This is a genomic window from Providencia sp. M-27 (assembly GCF_011077905.1).
Classification (GTDB): Bacteria; Pseudomonadota; Gammaproteobacteria; order Enterobacterales; family Enterobacteriaceae; genus Providencia; species Providencia huaxiensis.
In genome coordinates, this window is record NZ_JAALBT010000011.1 from 62,056 (window position 1) to 85,311 (window position 23,256).

27 protein-coding genes are annotated in these 23,256 nt (G+C 38.0%); 16 read left to right on the forward strand and 11 right to left on the reverse strand.

The annotated features are described in order from the left end of the window. Positions 1-60: 60 nt before the first annotated feature. Entirely contained in the window at positions 61-960 is a 900-nt protein-coding gene (locus G6Q48_RS15475; protein WP_207393045.1) for a LysR family transcriptional regulator, read from the forward strand. Between the two features lie 2 nt (positions 961-962). Here the strand turns inward: G6Q48_RS15475 and G6Q48_RS15480 are convergent, their stop codons facing one another. Further along, complete coding sequence (locus G6Q48_RS15480; RefSeq protein ID WP_102140319.1) at positions 963-1,817, reverse strand: helix-turn-helix domain-containing protein; 855 nt, start codon at positions 1,815-1,817, stop codon at positions 963-965. Positions 1,818-1,969: 152 nt separating this feature from the next. Here G6Q48_RS15480 and G6Q48_RS15485 point away from each other — a divergent pair, with 152 nt between their 5' ends. The 5 genes from G6Q48_RS15485 (at position 1,970) to G6Q48_RS15505 (ending at position 6,662) form a co-directional block, all read left to right on the forward strand. Next, positions 1,970-2,512, forward strand: coding sequence for a GNAT family N-acetyltransferase (locus G6Q48_RS15485; RefSeq protein ID WP_166267431.1), 543 nt, complete (start codon positions 1,970-1,972; stop codon positions 2,510-2,512). A 175-nt stretch (positions 2,513-2,687) separates the two neighbouring features. After that, positions 2,688-4,115 carry a Na+/H+ antiporter NhaC family protein gene (locus tag G6Q48_RS15490; RefSeq protein WP_102140321.1) on the forward strand — a complete coding sequence of 476 codons (1,428 nt, stop codon included), beginning with the start codon at positions 2,688-2,690 and terminating at the stop codon, positions 4,113-4,115. A 15-nt stretch (positions 4,116-4,130) separates the two neighbouring features. Further along, positions 4,131-5,120, forward strand: a complete 990-nt coding sequence (locus G6Q48_RS15495) for a D-cysteine desulfhydrase (protein WP_102140322.1) — start codon at positions 4,131-4,133, stop codon at positions 5,118-5,120. A 125-nt stretch (positions 5,121-5,245) separates the two neighbouring features. Then, positions 5,246-5,767 carry a GNAT family N-acetyltransferase gene (locus G6Q48_RS15500; protein WP_166267433.1) on the forward strand — a complete coding sequence of 174 codons (522 nt, stop codon included), beginning with the start codon at positions 5,246-5,248 and terminating at the stop codon, positions 5,765-5,767. Between the two features lie 28 nt (positions 5,768-5,795). After that, positions 5,796-6,662 (forward strand): SDR family oxidoreductase, encoded by an 867-nt coding sequence (locus tag G6Q48_RS15505; RefSeq protein WP_102140324.1) that lies wholly within the window; start codon positions 5,796-5,798, stop codon positions 6,660-6,662. A gap of 35 nt (positions 6,663-6,697) precedes the next feature. Here the strand turns inward: G6Q48_RS15505 and G6Q48_RS15510 are convergent, their stop codons facing one another. Further along, a complete protein-coding gene (locus G6Q48_RS15510) occupies positions 6,698-7,603 on the reverse strand; it encodes a DMT family transporter (RefSeq protein ID WP_242685826.1) in 906 nt (301 codons plus the stop codon). 96 nt (positions 7,604-7,699) lie between these two features. Between G6Q48_RS15510 and G6Q48_RS15515 the strand changes: the two genes are divergently transcribed. Beyond that, positions 7,700-8,566 (forward strand): LysR family transcriptional regulator, encoded by an 867-nt coding sequence (locus G6Q48_RS15515; protein ID WP_102140325.1) that lies wholly within the window; start codon positions 7,700-7,702, stop codon positions 8,564-8,566. Here G6Q48_RS15515 and yqfB read toward each other — a convergent pair whose 3' ends face one another. Beyond that, a complete protein-coding gene (gene yqfB, locus G6Q48_RS15520) occupies positions 8,567-8,896 on the reverse strand; it encodes a N(4)-acetylcytidine aminohydrolase (protein ID WP_166267435.1) in 330 nt (109 codons plus the stop codon). It lies immediately after the preceding gene. Between the two features lie 185 nt (positions 8,897-9,081). On the opposite strand from yqfB, the gene G6Q48_RS15525 reads away from it, so the two are divergent. Beyond that, the gene (locus tag G6Q48_RS15525) at positions 9,082-9,864 is read left to right on the forward strand and encodes a GNAT family N-acetyltransferase (protein WP_166267437.1); all 783 of its coding nucleotides are present in this window, start codon (positions 9,082-9,084) and stop codon (positions 9,862-9,864) included. Between the two features lie 86 nt (positions 9,865-9,950). On the opposite strand, the gene G6Q48_RS15530 is transcribed toward G6Q48_RS15525, so the two are convergent. Next, positions 9,951-10,874 carry an alpha/beta hydrolase family protein gene (locus tag G6Q48_RS15530; RefSeq protein ID WP_166267439.1) on the reverse strand — a complete coding sequence of 308 codons (924 nt, stop codon included), beginning with the start codon at positions 10,872-10,874 and terminating at the stop codon, positions 9,951-9,953. Positions 10,875-10,984: 110 nt separating this feature from the next. Further along, positions 10,985-11,755, reverse strand: coding sequence for a DeoR/GlpR family DNA-binding transcription regulator (locus G6Q48_RS15535; RefSeq protein ID WP_166267441.1), 771 nt, complete (start codon positions 11,753-11,755; stop codon positions 10,985-10,987). An 89-nt stretch (positions 11,756-11,844) separates the two neighbouring features. Between G6Q48_RS15535 and hisN the strand changes: the two genes are divergently transcribed. The 5 genes from hisN to G6Q48_RS15560 all read left to right on the forward strand — a co-directional run bounded on the left by hisN (position 11,845) and on the right by G6Q48_RS15560 (position 16,566). Next, complete coding sequence (gene hisN, locus G6Q48_RS15540) at positions 11,845-12,645, forward strand: histidinol-phosphatase (RefSeq protein ID WP_166267443.1); 801 nt, start codon at positions 11,845-11,847, stop codon at positions 12,643-12,645. A gap of 26 nt (positions 12,646-12,671) precedes the next feature. Further along, the gene (locus G6Q48_RS15545; protein WP_166267445.1) at positions 12,672-13,832 is read left to right on the forward strand and encodes an MFS transporter; all 1,161 of its coding nucleotides are present in this window, start codon (positions 12,672-12,674) and stop codon (positions 13,830-13,832) included. A gap of 189 nt (positions 13,833-14,021) precedes the next feature. Then, positions 14,022-15,122 (forward strand): NAD(P)/FAD-dependent oxidoreductase, encoded by a 1,101-nt coding sequence (locus G6Q48_RS22840; protein WP_166267447.1) that lies wholly within the window; start codon positions 14,022-14,024, stop codon positions 15,120-15,122. Positions 15,123-15,125: 3 nt separating this feature from the next. Beyond that, positions 15,126-15,899, forward strand: coding sequence for a GNAT family N-acetyltransferase (locus G6Q48_RS22845; RefSeq protein WP_102140333.1), 774 nt, complete (start codon positions 15,126-15,128; stop codon positions 15,897-15,899). A 118-nt stretch (positions 15,900-16,017) separates the two neighbouring features. After that, complete coding sequence (locus G6Q48_RS15560) at positions 16,018-16,566, forward strand: adenylate kinase (RefSeq protein ID WP_166267449.1); 549 nt, start codon at positions 16,018-16,020, stop codon at positions 16,564-16,566. A 55-nt stretch (positions 16,567-16,621) separates the two neighbouring features. On the opposite strand, the gene ddlA is transcribed toward G6Q48_RS15560, so the two are convergent. Then, complete coding sequence (gene ddlA, locus G6Q48_RS15565; protein ID WP_102140335.1) at positions 16,622-17,725, reverse strand: D-alanine--D-alanine ligase; 1,104 nt, start codon at positions 17,723-17,725, stop codon at positions 16,622-16,624. A gap of 133 nt (positions 17,726-17,858) precedes the next feature. Further along, complete coding sequence (locus G6Q48_RS15570) at positions 17,859-18,743, reverse strand: LysR substrate-binding domain-containing protein (protein ID WP_166267451.1); 885 nt, start codon at positions 18,741-18,743, stop codon at positions 17,859-17,861. Between the two features lie 149 nt (positions 18,744-18,892). On the opposite strand from G6Q48_RS15570, the gene G6Q48_RS15575 reads away from it, so the two are divergent. Continuing rightward, entirely contained in the window at positions 18,893-19,507 is a 615-nt protein-coding gene (locus G6Q48_RS15575) for a LysE family translocator (RefSeq protein WP_102140337.1), read from the forward strand. Between the two features lie 23 nt (positions 19,508-19,530). Here the strand turns inward: G6Q48_RS15575 and G6Q48_RS15580 are convergent, their stop codons facing one another. The 4 genes from G6Q48_RS15580 to leuE form a co-directional block, all read right to left on the reverse strand. Beyond that, entirely contained in the window at positions 19,531-20,004 is a 474-nt protein-coding gene (locus G6Q48_RS15580; RefSeq protein ID WP_166267453.1) for an NUDIX hydrolase, read from the reverse strand. A gap of 56 nt (positions 20,005-20,060) precedes the next feature. After that, the gene (locus tag G6Q48_RS15585) at positions 20,061-20,450 is read right to left on the reverse strand and encodes a cytidine deaminase (protein ID WP_166267455.1); all 390 of its coding nucleotides are present in this window, start codon (positions 20,448-20,450) and stop codon (positions 20,061-20,063) included. 32 nt (positions 20,451-20,482) lie between these two features. Further along, entirely contained in the window at positions 20,483-20,749 is a 267-nt protein-coding gene (locus G6Q48_RS15590; RefSeq protein WP_166267457.1) for a GntR family transcriptional regulator, read from the reverse strand. Between the two features lie 260 nt (positions 20,750-21,009). Further along, positions 21,010-21,651 carry a leucine efflux protein LeuE gene (gene leuE / locus G6Q48_RS15595; RefSeq protein WP_102140341.1) on the reverse strand — a complete coding sequence of 214 codons (642 nt, stop codon included), beginning with the start codon at positions 21,649-21,651 and terminating at the stop codon, positions 21,010-21,012. Positions 21,652-22,125: 474 nt separating this feature from the next. Between leuE and G6Q48_RS15600 the strand changes: the two genes are divergently transcribed. Together G6Q48_RS15600 and G6Q48_RS15605 are read left to right on the forward strand one after the other, a co-directional pair. Next, positions 22,126-22,827, forward strand: a complete 702-nt coding sequence (locus tag G6Q48_RS15600; protein WP_102140342.1) for an AzlC family ABC transporter permease — start codon at positions 22,126-22,128, stop codon at positions 22,825-22,827. After that, positions 22,824-23,138 (forward strand): AzlD domain-containing protein, encoded by a 315-nt coding sequence (locus tag G6Q48_RS15605; RefSeq protein ID WP_102140343.1) that lies wholly within the window; start codon positions 22,824-22,826, stop codon positions 23,136-23,138. Before G6Q48_RS15600 ends, G6Q48_RS15605 begins: the two co-directional genes overlap by 4 nt. Positions 23,139-23,256: the final 118 nt, after the last annotated feature.

Genomic DNA, 23,256 nt, shown 5'->3' on the forward strand with positions numbered 1-23,256 from the left:
ACATTGATACTCAATGAAAAAGGCGTTAAGGTGAAAATAACTTTTGCCGGATATGCAATAATGAAAATAACTTTTGAAGAGCTTCAAGCCTTTATTAGCGTTGTAGATTGTGGTTCTATCACCGCATCTGCAGAACAATTAAACATGACGATATCGACAGTAAGTCGTTTATTACTCAGGCTTGAAGAAAAAATAAATACGACGTTAATCTACCGAACAACTCGTTCGATTAAACTCAGTGATGAAGGTGCTGCATTTTTGCAGAAATCGCGAAAAATAGTTGAACTAGCTCAAGAAGCTGAAGATATGCTATCAATACGGCAAGCTATTCCTTCAGGTAAATTACGTATAGATGCATCAACCCCCTTCCTTACACATGTTATTGCCACGTTGATCCCACAATTTTATGCACTTTATCCGCAAATCGAACTTGAAATCCATAACTATGAAGGGATTACTAATCTATTAGAAAAACGAATTGATGTTGCATTTCGTATTGGCACACTCAAGGATTCATCACTCAATGCTACTTTACTGGGCTTTAGCCAGAAACGTTTAGTTGCTAGTCCTTCCTATTTAGAAAAATATGGCGTACCACAGAGCGTTGATGAATTGAAAAAACATTGCCTATTAGGTTTTACTCATCCAGAGTCCTTAAATACATGGCCTATTACGTCGCATGATGGACAGTTATTAAAAATTACCCCCGATATTGCAGGCGCCAGCGGTGAAGTTTTATTTCACCTTGCCATTCAAGGTGCTGGAATTTTATGTTCTGCTGATTTCGTCACGCAAGACGCTTTCGCAAGTGGGGAGTTAGTACAAGTGTTAACAAAAGAAACCATTGAGATCCGTCAGCCCATAAATGCAGTTTATTACCGTAACCAAGCTGTTTCGCCACGGCTGCGCTGTTTTATTGAGTTTATAAAAAAGTACTCAACAAAAATTGAACCATACTAATGTTATTTATTTCCCTGCTCTCTTTGTGCAACTCGTTTTTTAAATCCCGTTAATGTCATTCCTGTATGCCGTTTAAAATAGCGGCATAAATAGGATGTATCTTCAAAATTTAATTCATCAGCAATTTGCTTAATGGACAGATTACCAACTTCTAATAATGCTTTTATTTCTAGAATAACTTGCCTATCAATTAATACTTTTGGCGGGTCATTAAAGAAACTTTGACTAATCTTAGATAAGTAAAATGGCGTAATAGACAATTTTTCAGCATAGAATTTTACTTCTTTATATTGTTTACAGTAAATTGTAATTAAGTCCCAAAAACGCCAGCATAGTTGCTCTTGGCGGCTTTTATTTTCTGGTTTACTAAATGTGTGTTGAGTATGATGATTAATTTCTAAAAATAAATTTTGCAAATGATTTTTTAACTGTAATAACCCATGTTCGCCCCAGTTATGTACTATAGCTAGCAGAATATACCTCCAGTTTTCAAGTAGCTCCACTTTTCCTAATGGCGTTGAAATAACAGGAAAATCATTAAAAAAAGCAAACAGTTGACGTGGTAATGCATAAGCAATTTCTGTTGCTAACTTTTTATCAATCAACCAATATTCCAAACGAAAATTACGTGATTTGGCTTGCAGCATTGCAAAGGAGTCATCATATAAAACGATAATATCGTTTTTACGTACCGGGTGCCGTTTAAAATTAATATTGAATACTGCATGTCCTTGCTTGCATATACAAACCGTCACATAAGATGTCTTAATTGGTTTACATTGCATTTCATCCATATTGCTTTCACCAATCCGAATGGCTTCAGGCAAATCAATCTGATAATTTTTTAAATGCTGCATGATTATTGTGCTTTAATTTGCTTCATATGACGCAAGCATAACAAAAAAGTTGCCATAAGTACCCAAAATGAACAAGTTACGCCCTTATTTTATTTCCATAAATACCTAAAATGGTCTCCAAGTTTAAAAACACCTTACGAAGAGACTAGAAAATGGTACTTACAACAAATAGGTTAGTATTGCGTCCTTGGCAAGAAACAGATGCCGCTGATTTATATTTCTATGCAAGAGATGAAAGAGTTGGCCCAATCGCAGGTTGGCCAGCTCATAAAAGTGAAGAAGAGAGTCTTTCTATCATCAAGAATATTTTTATGCGTGATGAAATTTACGCTGTAACGTTAAAAAATGAAAACCAAGCTATTGGTCTGATTGGATTATCATTTAGCCATGAAAGTAATTTCCCCATTGGGGAAAATGATGCAGAAGTTAGTTATTGGATTGGTGTACCCTTCTGGGGTAAAGGCCTTATACCAGAATCAATTAACGCCATCATGCACCATGCATTCACTAATTTAAAATTAGATAATTTATGGTGCGGTTACTTTCAAGGTAACGAACAATCTAAAATTGCCCAAGAAAAATGTGGCTTCAAATACTATGCAACTCTTGAACCTCAATTTATTGAATTAATTGGTGAAACTAAGACAGAAGATGTCAGTAAAATAACCGCTAAAGAGTGGCAAGCTCGACAGTAATATTTGATTCCATCTATACATATGGCCAGCATTTATCTGTTTGGCCTTTTTCTTATTAATTTATTGTCACAACTCATTTCAAGCTGAATAAAATTATTCTACCGTGTTCCTATTAATGCTATGATTTTTCGATAATTATAAAATTCATACTTTCACTAGGATCACAGGTAAACACATGCAGGACTATGGTATTTGGACCGTTATTACCCCCATTGTGACGATAATTTTGGCGATATTAACTCGCCAAGTCATGCTTTCATTAATGTTAGGAATACTCGTTGGTTTTACTGTTATTCATGACCACAATCTACTATTAGGTGTGCAAGGTACCGTTGATGGTATTATTGATACGTTTTCATCGGCGGGGAATACGCGAACAATTGTCTTTATGGTCATGATTGGTGGGATCATGAGACTTGTTGTCGTTACAGGCGGAGTTCGCGCTCTAGTTCAGTTACTCACAAATAAAACAAAACTGATTAAAAACCGTAAATCTACTCAATTGCTCGCCATTATCATTACCTCTCTTATTTTTATTGAAAGCTCTATTAACCAGCTAGTAGCCGGAGCTTCAACTAAGAATCTCGCACGACAATATGGCGTTGCCCCTGAAAAAATGTCCTATATTATCCAAACGGCGTGTGTTTCTGTTTGTTCCTCCGCCATTATTAATGGCTGGGGAGCGGTAATAATGGGGTTAATCGGGGTACAAATATCCCAAGGGCTGATTCAAGGTGAACCTTTTGATATTTTAATTACTTCGATTGGATACAACTTGATGGCATGGCTATCCATTATAACTATTCTATTCTATGTATTTACTAACGTTTCATGGGGCCCCATGAAAAAAGCGGAAGAAAAATATCAACAGAATTTCATTGCAGGGAATATTTCCCAATTACAAAGCCAAGATAGCGAAGAAGAGATTATTGACCATCCTAATGCTCATTCCTCATTAAACTTTTTTATTCCTATTTTATCGACGGTGTTAATGGTACCTATTGCTCTGTATATTACAGGCGACGGTGACTTTAGCAAAGGAAGTGGATCGACTTCCGTATATTGGGGTGTCATGTTTGGTACAGTGGTTTCTTTCTGTTGGTTTGTCGGCCGACGCCTATTAAATATTGATGCGTTCTTCAAAGAGTTGTTTATCGGTTATGCCAACATGCTAAAAATTAGTTCAATTATGATTTTAGCATTCTTAATGGGAAATGTTTCTGCTGAGTTAAATACAGGTGCTTATATTGCTGAAGTTACTCAGGGCGTTATGGCGCCAGGGTTTTCTATTGGCTTTATCTTTATAATTAGCGCCATTATGTCTTTAGCAACAGGTACCTCTTGGGGAACTTTCGCTATAATGATCCCTATCGGAGTTCAATTAGGCCTGTCTGTAGGAATGCCTGTTGAATATATGATAGGTGCAGCAATTTCTGGCTCAATATTTGGTGATATGACCTCTCCAATCTCTGCGGATGCTATTGTTGCCTCAATGGCGACAGACTGCGAACATATTGAACATATCCGAACACAAATGCCTTATGCACTTGTAACGGCCAGTGTTGTACTTGCTATTTACCTTTACCTTGGTTTCTCTTATTAATTATTGGGAGTTTAGATGTCTCTTCAACAACAATTAGTACAGTTCGCAAAAATAGATTTACTTAACGCATCGACTCCTCTTAATCGATTAAATAATTTATCGCATAAGTTTGGCCGTGAGATCTATATAAAACGTGATGATATGACCCCTCTTGCCATGGGGGGGAATAAATTACGTAAACTCGAATTTTTAATGGCCGATGCATTAGCCAAAAAAGCAAAGATTATTGTTACTGCGGGGGCAATTCAATCAAACCATGTTCGCCAAACCGCGGCTGTTGCTGCCATGTATGGGCTTGAATGCGTCGCTTTGTTAGAAAATCCAATTCAAAGTGATAACCCTAACTTTCTGCATAATGGTAATAAATTATTAACCGACTTATTTGCTACTCGTTGTGTCATGTGTGATGAATTAACTGACCCACAATCTCAAATGGAAGCACTAATTGAAACTCTTTCTCTTAAAGATGCCTATATTGTTCCTGTGGGTGGGTCAAATGTATTAGGTGCTTTAGGCTATATTCAATGTGCTATTGAGATAGCTCAACAGAAGCCAGAACATATAGAATTTGATAAAGTTATTGTTGCATCTGGGAGTGCTGGGACACACGCAGGGCTTGCCATTGGTTTGCAAGAACTATTACCACAAAGCCAAGTGATTGGCGTAACCGTTTCAAGAAAGCAGCAAGACCAAGCCCCTAAAGTCGAGAAGTTACAAACCGAGTTGGCTCAATGTCTGGCTCTAACGAAAACCCCAAAAGTACAATTATGGGATAATTTCTTTGCCCCGATGTATGGAATGCCAAACCAAAAAGGCCTCGCTGCAATCAATTTATTAGCGAGGCAAGAAGGTATTTTATTAGACCCAGTTTATACCGGTAAAGCCATGGCTGGATTAATTGACTACTTAGAAAACTCGGAAGAAAAAACTCCCGTTCTGTTTATTCATACAGGTGGAGCTCAAGCATTATTTGCTTACTCAGATATTAGCCAAACAATTAAATAATTATCAGTTAAAAGGGCTAAATTGCCCTTTTTTCTTCTTTAGTACCAAAAATGCTCTACTTTTCCTCTTCTATGACGTTTATCAATTGATTGCTATACACTGATAAAGCACAGGAGAAAACATTTATGAACCAAGTTCCCCATATACTAAGAAAAGCCACGAAACATGATGCATTATTGCTACATAAAATAGGTACGGAAAGTTATTTGCATCATTTTGCTACATTATGGAATAACCAAAATGAACTTAACACATATTTAAGTCAAGAATACAGCACAGCTAAAATCACTGCAGACCTTAATCAACAGCATATTGATTGGTATATTATTGAAAATACTAGCCCAATCGGTTTAGTAAAACTAACCTATCACTCCTGTATACCTGAAACCGATTTAGCTGGTACTTTATTAAATAAACTTTACTTTTCTCCTGGCGCTACAGGTAAAGGTTATGGAAAAATCGTATTTAAATTAATTGAAGCGCTCGCAAAACAGCAAGGTGACTCTTTGCTATGGCTAGATGTTCTCGCAAGTAACACTCGAGCAATGACATTTTATCAGTTAAACGATATGCATATTATGAAAGAAATTTTATTTACAAGCGAAACTCAGCAATCTCTTGAATATATTATGAGCAAAACACTTTAACTGAATATATTGTCACTATAGGATATTCATGAAAAATACAATTCTTATCACTGGTGCAACAGGCCAGGTTGGTCACTACCTCGTTCAATCATTACAGGAAAAAGGCTATCATGATATTGTTTTAGCGGTTAGAGATCCTGCTAAATTGAAGAACACACCTTATCGAACTGTTGTTATGGATTACGATAAGCCAGATACTATTGAAACCGCTTTACAAGATATCGACTCTGTTTTCATGATGACAGGCTATACCATTGATATGCTTGTACAAAGTAAGGTTTTTGTTGATATCGCAAAAAAATCAGCCGTGAAATATATCGTGCATTTAGGTGCCTGTGGGGACGATGACGCGCAAGTGGCACATTGGGCATGGCACCAACTTATTGAACGCTATATTGAATGGTCAGGAATACAATTTACTCACCTTCGCCCCGAATCTTATATGCAAAACTTACTGGGTTATCAAGGAGATGATAACTTGCAAAAAGGCGTCTTGCGCTCTTATTTTGGCAATGCGGTACTCAGTTGGGTAGACTGCGCCGATGTTGCTGAACTTGCGGCTTATTGCTTACTTAACCCGCAACAGCACGCAGGCCAAATTTATCGCCTTGGTTATGAAAATAGAAATTACACACAAATAGCTGAGTTATTAACAGAAGAGTTGGGGATCCCTTTCAGCTATCAGGCAGAAAATCCCGATGAATTTTGGCAACATGCCCTTAAAAATAATTTAGAGCTCGCCTATATGAAAAGTATCTATGACCATTATGTAGATTTTACTAATGGAAAATTAGACCGCTCAGGAATGGTTTTCGATAATTTTCAAACAATAACAGGCAAAGCACCGAGATCACTTAAAGAATTTATTTTAAAGCACCAAGAACAATTTAAATAAACGTAAAATAGGCCTCTACTTGGCCTATTTTTATATTATTTTTTATTCGCAATAAGTATTCCGAAAACAATTAATATTCCGCCAATAAAAATCACTGTGCTGATTTGCTCATTAAGAAATAGAGTTCCCACAATAACCGCACTCAGCGGATTTAGTGCAATAAATGCCCCTGCACCCGCAGCCCCTAATTGTGAGACCCCCTGATAATACCAGACGTAAGCTATTGCTGATCCCAAAATACCCAAATAGCCCAAACTCACTAAATCTTTTAGAGAAAATAATGATACCGTATCTAATGTGATATCGAGACACAACGACGTTACTATCAATAACAAAGTCCCAAATAACACAGCGTAAGTTACCGTATGTAATGCTCCTATTTCTTTAATAACGTTTTTACCTGTTACAGTATAAATCCCCCAACTAACTACACATCCTAGAATAGCTAGATCTCCTTTACTAACCATAAAAACATCACTGCTCGGCGCTTTATCTGATAACAAGATTATTGCCCCAACAACACATAACGTAATCCCAGCACCTTTTTTCAATGAAACCTTTTCTTGCCAAAGAAGAAAAGAAATGAACGCTATCATGGCAGGGTTAATGGCGACTAATAATGCGGCTCTTGACGCAGGAATAATTTGTAAACCATAAAAAAATAAAATTTGATAAATAAACACGCCACTGGCCCCTAATAACATAATCTGCCATAGCTGCCTTTTATTTATTCGTTTCCAACCTAATCGACCGAGTATAATGACAAGAACCAACGAAATACTGGCAAAAAGAAAACGCACCGTCGCGGATAATAACGGTGGAATTTCAGGTTGAATAACCCTACCTGCAATGAATGTTCCTCCCCAAATGACAGATACACATACCATTTGGAAAAATATAAAATTACTTGGTCGTCTTTTCATTACTGTTATATTGCTCATCCGTGTATTCCCTGTTATCAACTCATATTTCGCTTCTCTTTACATGATGGATAAGCTAACCTTAATGCTAAGTCATATCCTAATGAGCATTTACTCATGACATTAAGCCAGCTTGAAATATTCACAATTGTTGCCGAACTCAAAAGTTTTACGCTTGCAGCAATGAAATTAAACATCTCTCAATCGGCCATTTCACACGCAGTAAAATCCCTTGAAAAAGATCTTGGTGTCGTGTTATTTACTCGAGAGCAAAATCAAACCACGTTAACTGAGATAGGAAAAAAACTCTTATTAAGAGCTCATAATATGCTCAACATTCAGGAGGCGATGAAGCAAGAAGCATTTGCTGCAAATGGTCTGAAGGCGGGTATTTTGCGAATTGGTTCTTTTGGTCCCGGGTCATCTTTAGGGCTCCTACCGCCATTACTCGATAAGTTTCGCCAAAAATATCCATTGATAAATATTATGGTTGATGAAGGTGATGATGAAACCGTTACGCAGTGGTTACAAGAAAAACGAATTGACGTTGGTGTTGTCGTTCTACCCGATGAACGCTTTGATACGTTTAAAGTCAAAGATGACCAAATGGTTGCTATACTGCCATTAGGCCATCCTCTGGCAAATGAACCTTCTATTTCTTTGAAACAGCTTTGTGATTACCCATTTAATTTAACCCAAGCAGGTTCTGGAAAAATCGTTCTAGATTTATTTCATTCACAAAAATTAACGCCAAAAATTCAATTTAAGACAAAGCAATTGCTAAGTACTTTTACACTCGTAGCTCGGGGAGAAGCAATTTCTATTGTTGCACAATTAGCAATTCCTGCTCATCTTCAAGACATCGTGATTAAACCCCTTAACCCACCGGTTAAGCGTAGTATTGCTTTTGCTGTTAATAACGAAAACCAAGCATCACCCGCAACGAAGGCATTTTTACAAATTGCCAAAAAACTATATTCGTGATCAGTCAATGCTATTTAGCAACTGGTAAGTGATTACGTATAAATATTGCTCGGTTGGGTAAATCTCTTTGATAAGCGCTTTCAACGTCTCTAGACTCATGGCTTCTTGCTTAGCATGGTATTCAGAAATGTCATCATAAGAAATTGGCTCTACCGACAATATTTTAATATCAGTATAATATTCACCTGTTTCCAGCGCGTATACCTTCACAATAGTCCCAGGAATATAATGGCTTTCGCTTTTATCACGGATAGTGATAATTTTTTTACCGGAAACCACCAATGGAAGTAAACGCTCAAAAAAGGTTATCGTGTCAGGGGCGTTATTCATAATATCTCTCTTATTTCTTATGCAATGCCTTTGTTAGGAGCCCCTATTTTCTTATAAACCTAATAAATTGCAATAAAATGGTTCTTTTTGTGCTTCCAATTTTACGAACACTATAGTGAACACTCAGTTTTATATACAATCAAACTATAAAAATATTATCTACTACAATAAATTGAGTACACATAATGAATAACAATGAAAATTTGTTCTATCAACAAGAACACTATTTTTGGGCTGCAATATGTGCAAATGCGGTGAAAATCAGCAACCAAACTAGTGCTTATTTTTCTGAGCTGCCATTACCTATATTTAATTATATTTATCTCCACCAAGGGGCTCTCATTTCAGATTACGAAAAGGCCGAAGCGTTATTCAAACAGCAAGCTAAACCTTATGTATTGGTTGTTCATGAACAGGTACTTTCAGCATTTGAGACGGAAATAGCGACACGTGGATTAATCGCAGATGGTGAATCAACCGCAATGATTTTGCCGCAAGAGGCTTTATCACAATACAATTCACCACCACAGCTTAATTCTGGTTTTCAGGTAGCACTGAGCAATGATCAACTGAAAGATTGGGCTCAGCCTTTAATTACAGCATTCCCTGTCGATTCTGATACAGATGAAAGTGACTCAACTGTTACCGACGAGTATATTCGTTATCACCAGAGAGCGCTTGATAAACAAACTAATATGGTGCATTTAGTCTTATTTGCAGATCAGCAACCAGTCTCAACCTTAACTATGACATTTAATAATCAAACAGCTCGACTTGATGATATTGGTACTGATATTCAATACCAAGGTAAAGGGCTAGCGACTTTACTTATTAAACATGCGCTATACCTTTGCCATCAGCAAGGGGTTAAACAGTGTGTATTGGAGTCATCCAGTGAAGGGTTATCTATCTACAAAAGACTGGGGTTTGAACCTATATTTAATTACTACAGCTATATTGCAGAGTGATTTTATTAAATGCATCTTAATAACCGAGGTGCCTAATTGTTCGGGGGTGACATAATAATGGGAGTAATTCCACTAATATATCCACTTTATTTTGTCACCGTTTGGTACCAATGTTGAATATCTGTCACAATTTGTTCTGTCTGCAATTGCCCATTTTTATCTTTGAAAAAATGGTCTAAATCTTGATATGCTCGATAACTAACATGGGGATTACGGATTTGTTGCATCATATTATCTGTACCATGAGCATCCACATTGGTATCTGCCATTGTTTGTATCACTAAATGTGGAGTTTTGACTGACTGGATAAGTTTTGAATTATCAATGGTAAGCATCTCATACCACCATTTTGAACCATGTCCACTGACAAATTGGTCGTTATTTAATTGCTTTTGTTTTATCGCTTCTGCAAATTGTTCAAAACCTTCTTTTGAGTTTGCAACCTCTTCTTTAGGTGTATTATTTTCAATACTGTACAATACGTCATTGATAAAATATTGACCACCAACATTCAATGCAACGGATGCGGTAATAAAGTTTTCTTGAGAAACAATTAAATTAGTCACCAACGCACCTTCACTTCCGCCTAATAGTACGATGTGTTGGTAATCATTTTTCAATTTTTTTAATACCGCTATATAATTATTGGCACGTTCTAATGGCGAGTCTTTTGACATATAGTCAACAGGACATTCTTCTTCCGAAGCTTCTTCATCATTAGTCCCCACCTGACTGTTTAGCCCTGTTTTTTCAACTAATAAAATGTCATTATCAGGAAATACAACACCGAAATTTTTCAGCATGTTTGGGTTATTAATGACGCTTTTACAATCTGAGCCTTGTAATAAAACTAATAAATCCTTTGATTTTTCTGCTTGCTTTTGGATTAAGTAATAGTTTATTTCTTCGCCTGCTAAGTGAAGAGTTTGCATACTCACAGGTAAATCCTGAGCAAATATACTTAACGAATAAGTCGAAAATAACAAAGCAGCAATTTTTAATTTCATCATACACTCATCATGTTTTGTAAGGGTCTTTCGACGATATTATATTGAGTTTTTTATAACAAATAGCACCTAAAATGCCCTCACGATATAAGATAAACGTTAGATATAATGGCCTATGCTTGTGCGATCTTTATTGCCATATTAGTAAACAAGTCAGCCGTTTGTTTATTCAATTCTGTTGTCATAACTAAGATTGAAATTTGATCACAATTGGCAATCTTATACCTCGCGACCCCGGGTAACTTGTCCGCGGTCACTCCCATAATAACTTGATTACTGCGCTCAAAAAGGATTTTCTTAAATTTAGATTCTTCATAATCGAATATCGAGACCCCCATTTGTGGATCTAAAGCACAGCCACCAATAAAGCATTGGTCAAAATGAATTTGGTTTATTTGATTTACTGCAGAAATATCAATGCTCGCGCCAACTTGGCGGTTTAATTTCCCACCAATTAAAATCACTTCATATAGTGGTTTTTTCATTAATTCCAATGCTATTGATGGAGAGTGAGTCACAACCGTTAACGATAGTTCTGAAGGTAAATAACGAGCGATTTCTAAGTTAGTTGAACCTGAATCAATAAAAATACAGGTATTTTGTTTGACTAGTTTATTGCAAGCCTTCGCTATTTTGATTTTTTCATCTTGGTTTTGTGTCGTTCTCTGCTCGAATGTGCCCTTTTCCTCAAGCATACTGACCGCGCCACCATGGACTCGGCTGCAAACGCCTTCTTGTGCTAATTCATTTAAATCCCTACGAATGGTATGCTCTGAAACTTGCATTTCACGGGCTAAAATCGTGCAAACCACTCGCCCTTCATCTTGCAGTAGCTGGCGAATTTTATTTTGCCTTTGTTCTGGAAAAGCGACATAATCGAGCATGGAATTCCTCATTAACTATTTTTATCAATCATAATCGAGCAAGAAAAGATGTCAAACACTATCTTGTTCAAGCACTCGAGGACAACTAAATGGCGCACTCTCCGTTACCAGATAGCTTTTTCTTACATGAGCTTGCAAATACTGCCGGTAAAATTTCCCTTGAATACTATCGAACACATGAACTCAGCGTTATTGCAAACAAACCCAAAGAGAACTATCGCTTCGACCCGGTCACTCAAGCAGATAAGCTAGCAGAAAAAGCCATGCGAGAACTGATATCCAAACATTACCCAACGCATTCTATCATGGGTGAAGAGTATGGAATAACGGGAACTGGTCCCATTCAATGGGTGCTTGACCCCATTGATGGAACCCGCCCTTTCCTTTGTGGTCTTCCTTTATGGGCAAACCTGATAGGTCTAACTGAGCATGGCAAAGCGGTTATGGGGATGATGAGCCAACCCTATATTGGCGAACGCTTTTGGGCAGACCAACACGGAAGCTGGACCAGTAGCTCTCACGGGCAATATCGCTTATCTACTCGCAAGCAAGTCAAACTCGAGCAAGCCATTTTGCATACCACATCACCAGAACCTATTGCAGCACGGCCAGACATTCATTTTATGGCGCTGGAGAAACAGGTACTTATGACTCGCTATGGAGGAGAATGCTATGCAATGGCAATGTTAGCAGCGGGTAGAATCGATATTTGTGTCGAATTCGCACTGGAACCTTATGATATTGTTCCACTAATCCCTATTATAGAACGTGCGGGTGGCATAGTGACTACATTGGATGGCAACCGAGCCGAAGCTGGCGGTGCCGTTGTTGCAACGGGCTGCCCATATCTTCATGAACAAATTCTGACCATCTTAAATACAGGTAGTTAATTTTATTTTTTAAGAAGTACTATAAAATGCAATCTACTCAACAAGTTAATAGCCATAGATCTTTAATACCCGCTAAAAGGGAGCAAATTTCTACTCGAATTATTTTTTTTATTGCTGGTTTTGTTACCGCTGCTTGGGCAGCCATTGTTCCTTATGTCAAACTTAACACAGGGGCAAATGATGCTACCCTTGGCATGCTGCTATTATGTTTTGGTGGAGGGGCACTTATTGCGATGCCAGTGACTGGAGCATTAGCTGCCAAGTTTGGCTGCCGCCGCTTAATGGTTTTTTCCACCATCGCCTTTAGTTTGTTATTCCCCGTTTTATCCTCTTTATCGCAAGTTAACTTTATCATTATTGCCTTATTATTATTTGGGATTTTCATTGGTTTAACGGATTGCGCGATGAATATTCAAGCAGTGATTGTTGAAAAATCATCTGATAAACCAATCATGTCTGGTTTTCATGGTTTTTATAGTGTCGGTGGCATCGCGGGTGCAGGTACCATGAGTTTAGTTTTGCTACTTGGTGCTTCCGCAACAATGTCATCAATCATCATTTCAGTTGTTGCAGTGGTTTTGTTAGCTATTTGCTATAACGGTTTAATCCCTTACGCTAATGCCCCAACTGGCCCGCTTATCGCTATCCCAAAAGGCGTTGTTTTGGTGATTGGCATCGTCTGTTTTGCCGTTTTTCTTGCTGAAGGCGCAGTACTTGACTGGGGCGCTGTATTCTTAATTGAACACCATGGATTAAAAGAGACTTTAGGCGGTTTAGGGTTTGCTGCTTTTGCTACAACCATGACTATTGGCCGATTACTGGGCGACAAAATTGTTATGCGAGTCGGTTCCGCACGTGTCGTATTTTTAGGTGCTTTACTTGCTTGCCTCGGTTTTGTTATTGCTGTTTTATCTCCTCATCTCATATTGGCCATCATGGGTTTTGCATTAGTCGGTGCGGGTTCATCTAATATAGTACCAGTGATGTTTTCTGCTGTAGGGAAGCAAAAAACGATGCCAGAGGCTCTTGCCGTACCCGCAATTTCTACTTTAGGCTATTTAGGTATTTTGGCGGGACCAGCTGCTATTGGTTTTGTTGCCTTCCAACTATCGTTGGCGACTGCATTATTATTAATCTCTGCACTATTAGTTATTATTGCTTTTGTGACTCGTTTTATCCGTGTTTAATTTTTTAGTCTCATTGGGCTACTAGGTTGTAGCCCTATTCTACGTTTTCTGTCATCAATTGTTCGTATCTGATAAAAATGGGTGTAATCGTGCTTTATTTATAGGTTTCATCTATATAATTATTCATTAAACTATTAAAATCCTTTCTAATTTTCCTGCTATCGATTTCCTTGTAAACACTGAGGCTTAATGGACCCGACTCATAAAAAAAATATTATTATTATTGGAGCTGGTTTTGTTGGTACAACATTAGCTTGGTATTTATCAAAACAATCTGATAAGCAGGTCATTTTGCTTGATAAAGCACACGCAGGCCAAGGTGTCACACAGCACGCTTTCGCTTGGTTGAATGTGTCATATGGAAGGCCTGATGCCTATAGTCAACTGCGCCAACAGGCGCTTGTTGCATGGCATGAACTCGATGAACACACTGATGGAAAGTTAAATATCCAGTGGACAGGTGCTCTCAGCTGGCAAGAAACAGATTCAGCAACTGCAGAATATGTCTACCACCACCAACAGAGTGGATTTAATGTCGAATTATTGGACAAGTCAACCGTTCACAAGATGGAACCTTGCTTATCTGTTTTACCTGAACTCGCTGCATTTTGCCCAGATGAAGGTAGTGTTGACCCCATTCATGCAACAAAAACGCTATTATCCTTTGCTATTGAACAAGGCGTTATTTACTTACCTGAGCAGGAAGTTCAAGCTATCTTGCAGGAAGGTGGACGCATCATTGGCGTAAAGACTCAAACAGATACTTTTTTGGCTGAACAGGTTATCGTGACTGCGGGTACAGACGCGACTGCACTTATGCAATCGCTACATGTTGAATTACCTGTTATAGCCTCTCCCTCTATCATTGTGCATATCAATGGCTCCACCGAGCAAACATTGGTTCAACATATCATTTCGACACCACAAATGGAGCTACGGCCAGCAGGTTCAGGTAAAATACTCTGTGCTGAAGACTATATTAGTGAAAAACCTGAGCACAATGCGGTGGCTATCGCACAAAACGCCCTTACAACGATTAAAAATTCATTTATAGGTAGTCATACGTTAAATCTTGAAAACGCTTTCATAGGAATGCGACCTATGCCTAAAGATGAGATGCCAATTGTCGGAAAAGTTGCTGATTTCGAAGGTTTATATATTATCAGTATGCACGCTGCGATCACGCTAGCGCCTTTGATATGCCAATTGGCTCAAGATGAAATCTTGCATGGAATAGAACAAGCTGCCCTTGGCCCATATCGATTAACTCGTTTTGTATCAGGTAACTGACAAATGAATATTCCGTTGTACTATTTAAGACATTATCAATCGATTGAAAAAACGTTTTGGACATCTATTTGTGAACATAGTATCCAGATTGCACAACACACAATATGCTATTTAACGCCCCTTAATTCGCCGGCGTTTAACTTCATTTATTTGCAGCCTGACTCGACCAGTCACGCCTTTATGCAGGCTCACAACCTGTTTGTTTCACAGAAGAAAAACCATACCTTAGTGATCCCCGAAGAGATGCTCCCGCAGGTGGTTAATGAAGCCGAATCTTTAGGGTATAAACGTGACAGCGTCACTACTGCGATGGCATTAACCTTAGCGAAGCAAAATGAAGTTGAACTGCCTGATAACCAAGTCGATATCGTCTTAGCGAATCACGATTTGTCCTTGTGGGCAAAGCCTCTGGTTTCTGCATTTTATCTGTCAGAAGAGCACGACCAGGTTATTCAGGAATATGTGCGTTATCATGAAGATGCACTACAGCAAGGCGCTCCACAGTTTCACCTTGTATTACTCGTCAATGGCGAGCCTGCGACCTCAATGACTGTGACGATTGAAGGAACGTTAGCCCGTTTTGATGATATTGGTACTGAGCCAAGCTACCAAGGTAATGGCTACGCTTCACAACTCATTGATTACGCACTTGCATTTTGCCGCCAGCAAGGCGTAGAACACTGCTTCCTAGATGCGTCTGAAGCAGGTTTTGACCTATATAAAAAATTCGGTTTTGAGCCACTATTTCGCTATATCAATTATGTCTGGTGTAAATAATTTACAGCAATTGTGTTATTTGTAGAGGCATCTAATCTGGGATCATTGCTCAGGCAATGGTTCCACATTCAGCCATTCCAAATCAATCCTAATAACAAAACCCGTCTGATGTTTACATATGAAAATTAATATTATTGGCACGAGTGGCAGCGGTAAAAGTACCCTTTGCCAGCAACTTTCTGTGTTATTAAATGTCCCTTCTATTGAGTTAGATAGCTTATATTGGCTAGCAAATTGGCAAGGTTCTTCGGATGATGCGCTTAACCAGAAACTCACCGCGGCATTAAATAAAGCGGGATCTGGATGGGTTCTTGATGGAAACTATACACGGACTCAACCCATTAAATGGAAAGAGGTTGATATGGTGGTTTGGTTGGATTACTCCTTGCCTCGAACCCTTTATCAGTCGATTACGCGTACATTAGCGCGCATTTGTTCTGGGCAAGAGCTGTGGGAAGATACAGGCAATAAAGAACGTTGGAAAAATGCATTTTTCAGCCGCGATTCGATAATTTTGTGGCTGCTAAAGACCTACTATCCAAATAAGAAAAGAAACCTAAGTCATATGGCAAATCTCAATTTACGCCATATTCAGTTTGTTCGGCTCACTTCTCCAAAAGAAACAAATTTATTTTTACAGCAGATGAAAGCTCAAGTTCAGGGTTAAGAAACATCTCGGTAGTCATAAAAACCACCGAGATAGTTAGTATTTTACTCAGCGATTAAAGCTCATCACATGCCGTTTTTAACATCGCAGTTTGTTGGAATTTTTCAATTCCTAACTCAATCAGTCGGCTGATTAATTGTGGGTATGTCATACCACCTTGCTGCCACAATTTTGGATACATACTGATATTTGTAAAGCCAGGCAATGTGTTGATTTCATTGATGACTACATCATTGTTTTCCGTTAAGAAAACATCCACACGGGACATTCCACTGCAATTTAGTGCGCGGTACGCAGATAAGGCAATCTCACGTATTTTATCACTCACTGCATCATCTAATTGTGCAGGAGCCACGACAGAAGCACCATTTTCATCAATATATTTAGTGTGGTACGCATAGAAACTGTCGTGTAATACGATTTCACCACAAGGGCTGGCAAGAGGTTCTTCATTACCCAATACGGCGCACTCAATTTCACGCCCTTTTACTGCGCTTTCAATAAGGACTTTCATATCAAATAAGAAGGCAAAATCCAGTGCCGCGTTAAATTCCGATTCAGTGCTGACTTTACTGATCCCGACAGATGAACCTTGATTTGCTGGTTTAATAAAAAGTGGTAAGCCTAATTGCGCCACGGTTGCTTCATATTCAGTTGTTGCACGTTCATTTTTGAGCACTGTTATAAATGGAGCAATATTTAAGCCTGCGTCTCTAAGTAATCTTTTGGTAACGTCTTTATCCATGCAGGCAGAGGAGCCTAAAACACCTGGGCCTACAAACGGCAAATTCGCCATGCGCAATAACCCTTGTAGCGAGCCGTCTTCGCCTAAGTTACCGTGAACAATAGGAAAAATAACATCGATTTGTGGCAATGGCTTGGCATCTTCTAACGAAATAAATTGCTCGCTCGTTTTACCTGGAACAAGTGCGATGGCTCGCTTAGGCGTATTTAACGCAATACGAGAGGGATCATCACCATGCAATAAATAATCAGATTCGTTATATTCATGCCATTGCCCTTCTTTATTAATCCCCAAAAGGCATACATCAAATTTATTGCGATCTAACCCATTGATAATATTTTTAGCGGACTGTAGTGAAACTTCATGTTCTGTTGATCGACCACCAAAAATAACACCGACTCGTATTTTGCTCATTATTTGCTCCGACATAAAACACTAGACCTAGCCGAGAAATATAGCATGCAAAGAAAAGGTTATGGCATAAATTATTTATTTTTCATTAAGACTCGCTGGCTTTATAACCAAACCTTCTTTTTTTGATAGCTAATTATCTTTTATCTATCAGAGTTTCAATACTGATATTCACCTGTTCAATTAGCCACTGCGTAAAAATAGCCGCTGCACTACCTTGCTCAACAGGTTTCAATGACAATAAATAGTACGCTGAATTATCTTCAATAAAACCATATGGCGCGGCTAATTGTTTCGATTGTATTTCGTCGGCAACCATCAAAAATGACGCGAGAGCCGCCCCTTGCCCAGCTAAGGCCGCTTGAATACACAAGTAAAAGTGCTCGTATGTAATAGTTTTACTATTTTGAAGCGCTATTTCTTTTATATTTTGCCAAGTTTCCCATGCATTGGGTCTAGATGTGGTTGATAGCAGTGCTATATGACTAGCGTTTTTCTTAAAATCAAGTTCAGGCCGAACCACGACTCCCATTCGTTCTGAACACACTTTTACCGCGCAAAGATTGTCATTCCATTTAAAATCATTACGCCTCAATGCTAAATCAACGTTCGTTTTTGTGAAATCAATTACACCACCAGCTGCGACTAAATGTACTGTAATATGAGGATATTGCTGATAAAAATGCGTAAGTCGAGGTATTAACCATTTCATTGCAATTGTTGGTTCACAAGACAAGCTAACAACATCAGGAAATGTGCTGTTTTTTATCTTTTCAATACCATCTTTGAGCTGTTCAAATATCGAACTAGTGGTTTGTAACAATATTTGGCCGTTCGCTGTTAAAAAAACAGCACGGTTCCTTCGTTCGAATAACTCAACACCAAGGTATTCTTCTAATAAACGAATTTGTCGGCTAATCGCACTATGAGTCACATTCAACTCATGTGCCGCTTGCACAAAACTGCCTGCTTTTGCAGCAGTATCAAAAAAACGTAATGACGTTAATGGTGGTAGTTTCATATATAGGTAACTAAAACTGACAGATTTGCGTCAGGATAAATCGCTTTTTAGTTTTATTCAATCTATTGATAATAAAAACAATAAATAAACAAGCGATTTCAAAAAAAATACATTTTTGGTCTGTTTTTATTACCTTTTAGGAAATTAATATGAATGAAATTATTGCAGTAGCGACTATAACCATTTTAGCTGTTATTAGTCCGGGACCGGACTTTGCTATGGTAACTCGTAATAGTTATACCTATGGAATTAAAACAGGCTTACTGTGTGCGCTAGGTATCGCTATAGGTGTGCAAGTTCATGTGTTTTATACCGTTTTCGGCATCACTTTAGTCATTTTGAGTTCACCAACATTATTCTTAATCGTTAAACTTATTGGTGTATTTTATTTGGTGTACATCGGGTTTAAATCATTGACTAATAAAGTCAAAATATCCTCAGACAAGACCACCTCAAAGCCATTATCGGCCTTAAATGCATTTAAAAATGGTTTTTTAACGAATGCGTTAAACCCAAAAACCATGTTTTTTGTGGTCTCTGTGTATAGCCAAGTTATCAGTACACAGAACTCAATTTGGTTAAATTTGAGTTATGGCCTATTTATTTCTTTCGCTCATTGGCTTTGGTTTAGTCTAATTGCTATTTTCTTTGCAACACCTGTAGTACGAAACAAAATTCTTAACTACCAATTCGTTATGGATAGAACAATTGGTACTCTACTCATTCTATTGGGATTATCTTTATTATTCTTTAATGTAAATTAATCTTATATTCACACAAATGATCGCTATTTGCCCTGCAACCGATAGTATTCATTAACCACTTTCGCCAACTCAATAACATCTTCAGGAATATTGAGTTTGGTGAGTTTCTCAAATGGCACCCATTCAAATGGAGCAAAAGGCGGTTGTGATGAGGGTAATAGCTCACATAAGTAAATCATATCAATATGCCAATGGTTTCCTCTCTTTTTATCCGCAATAAATTCTTTCAAAATAGCAATGGGCAACGGTAGTACTTGTGTATGAGATGAATCATGCACTTGTGAGGCAAATGGCAAACCGCAACTAATCACTCGGCACTCTAGCCCTGTTTCCTCAAGAACTTCTCGAAAAACAGCATGTTGTGGTTCTTCATTCTCTTCAATGTGGCCACCTGGGGGTAACCAAAAACCAAGTTTTTGATGTTCGTGTAATAAAAACTCACCATGCTCATTACGGATCATTGCTGTTGCCGTAAAATGTTTAATTTCCTTTCTCATCTCACCACTTCTCTTTTTTATTGTGCCATTCTTACCTTGTATTTCTGGTGTCGAGCCTAACACCTTGTTGCCTTCCAGTCATATGGCATTAGCTCTGCTAATGTCACTTGCGTGTATTCATTGACAGCAACGACAGTTGACTGGTTTTTATCCGACAACTGACTTAGCAACTCCCTGCAGCGCCCACAAGGCGGCACGATACAACCTGAAGCATCAACGGCAACAATGGCTTTAATGACTGATTTGCCATTTTTAAGCATATCTGCAATAGCGGCATGTTCCGCACAAAAGCCAAGTGAACATGCAGAATCAATACTGATACCACTATAGATCTCACCATCTTCTGTTTCTAATGCCGAAGCCACATAGCCAGTTTCTATATAACCATTAAAGGTGGCGGGTTTAGCATATTGCTTTGCTACTTCAATTAAGTGTTTTAACATCATTTTTCCATTAACTATTCTATTGATACATCTTATTAGACGTTAATCCGATAAAAAACATCAAATTTTTTGTGCTTTATTCTAAGTCCACCATATAGAGAATGACTGATTTTATTGTTTTCACCACTCACTAAGCCTTTTTCAGTAAGCTCACGATACACCTGTGACACTGTCACTAATGAAATACCCTCTTGCTTAGCAAAAGCTCTATGGATCGTAAATCGAGCTCTGGGCTTCAATTCTCCACGAGAAATCTGCTCTGCTATTTTATCAACGTTTTTTTGGTAACGAGCCTGAGCCATGTGATTGTTGCTGCGCCCAAAAGATTTGCAGGATGAGTTAATTATTGAAAATATGGGGCATTCAAAGCGCGGTCTTTCAAAATAAATTGTCGTATGCTTAGTTGATACGGCTAGCTGTAAACTTTTAGGGGACTAAATTGGAAAACTCATTTGATTATTATAAGCAACAAGTTATGTATTCTGAGGACGGGGCTCCAAATGAAACCCCATGGGTTAACGGAAAACCTACGCCAAAGGATATTCAATTTCTGATAAAACCATTATGCGGTTAGTGCAAGTTTTGCTCCAAACATCAAGAATACGGCACCAATACAGCTATTAGAGAACTTAGACAGTTTTTTATTATGTTTGACCATATTCGTTACAGCAACCGCACCAAAGATCAGCAGTGATAAGTAAATCATGCTGCAGGTTTCTAAAATTAGGCCAAGAATGAAAAATGGCACACCTGCACTTGGGTAAGCTGGGTCAATAAATTGGATAAAAAATGAAACATAAAAAATGATCATCTTAGGATTTAATAAACTTAAAAAAACAGCTTTTTTATAGGTACCCTTGGTTTCTAAGATAATTGAATCAACATCACCTGTATTTTCTTTTTTATATAATACGCTATACAGGGTTTTCATCCCTAAATAAAATAAATAAGCTGCCCCTGCGTATTTTATAACACTAAAAAAGATAGGTGATGTTTTTACTAAAGATGCAACGCCTAAAAATGAGAGAAAAATGAGTATAGCATCTCCTGTAAAGACACCTAATGCGGCTTTATAACCATTTTTCACACCATATTTTGCACTGCTAGTTAAAACAAATAAAGAATTAGGGCCTGGTACCAGTGTAATAAAAATAACACCGATGAGATAAGTCCATAAATTTGTAATACCGAGATTTTCAAGCATAGGAAACCCGCTAACTCAATAAAAGTTATAACAAAAAATTCACATTGTTTCTTTATGGTTATTATGATACAGGCTTTATATGACTTGTAAAAGATATCACTGCCTGATAATTGCATTACGACATATAAAACCAATTAAATGCAAAATGATAGATAAACAACATTAAACAGGGGGATTAAATTGAAATAATAATCCAAAACAAACCTCTTAATCAGAAGCTAGCTATAAACAGCCAGCCAAATAGCAATAAACACCAAAATTTAAAGTTGAAATGGTATTTAATGCCATAGAATAAATAAAAATAGCAGTAGTGATTTGATTAAGGTTTCGCGTTATAACATAAAAGTCGGTGCTATTTAGAAGTAAAGTCGGATAAAGCCTGTATGAAACTAAAATATCCCACCACTAATATTTTATCTCTTTAAAATCAATCAAATTATATAAGTACTCATAACTACAATAAGGTTAGCTTAAATGGCGTCACAACAAAATAATCAATGGCAAAAAGCGATGATGGCAGGCGCGGTTCATACCGCTCCTCTCAATCTCGCTGTTATTCCTTGGGGAGTTTTAGCGGGTTCAATGGCAGTCGAAACTGGTCTCGATTTCTGGCAAAGCGTAGCGATGTCTGCAATGGTATTTGCAGGCGCAGCACAGTTAGTCACTCTTGGGTTGCTTAACTCGGGTGCAGGCTATATCACAATTGTCATTTCTGTTTTTTTTATTACTTCCCAGCACTTACTCTATGGGCTGACTTTGCGCCCCCAAGTTAAAGACTTTACAACACCTCAGCGCCTTAGCATCGGCTTTTTGCTGACTGATGAACTATTTGCGATTAGCGCTGCTAAACGCCAGAGTTTAAGTTTTCCCTATCTCTTTGGTGCTGGGTTTAGTTTTTATCTTGTTTGGTTAATTACTAGCCTTTGTGGGATTGCCATGGCCAATATTGTGGGCGATTTGAGCCGCTTACATCTCGACTTTTCTGTGGTTGCAACTTTGCTCGCAATCGTCGTTCCATTAACCAGAAAAATAAGCACACTTTGTGGCGTTATCTTTTCGCTCGTTGTCGCTATCGTACTTTCAATGTACTCCTTTAGCAGTGCTATTGTTATCGCAGGTGTGGGTGGGATGTTTGTATCAGTGGCTGTTTCACGTATATTGAAGGAAGAAAAATGATTTGGCTTTTAATTATTACCTTAACAGCGGTTGTTTTTACTCTACGTTATATTTTTCTAATACCACAGTTGCCAATACGCCTCCCACTTGTGGTTCGTCAAGCGTTAGGGTACTCAGCACCTTGCTTATTAACCGCAATTTGTGCTCCTGTTATCTTATTGGAAAACCATGAGCTACGTTCCTTCCCAGATAATCCTTATTTATGGGGGGCGTTATTCTGTGTCGTTGTTGCCTCAGTATTGAAAAATATGCTGTTAACTGTCGGTCTTACCTTAATATTTTTCTATTCCCTTATTTATTTCATCGGTTAACTTATTATTCAGGATAAAGCATCGTTTAGCACTTTGCTTTATCTTGGTTAATCCCTCATAATATGCCCCTCTCAAAATACATTCCTTTTCAATTTCACCCTGTCATTGATTGTCATAG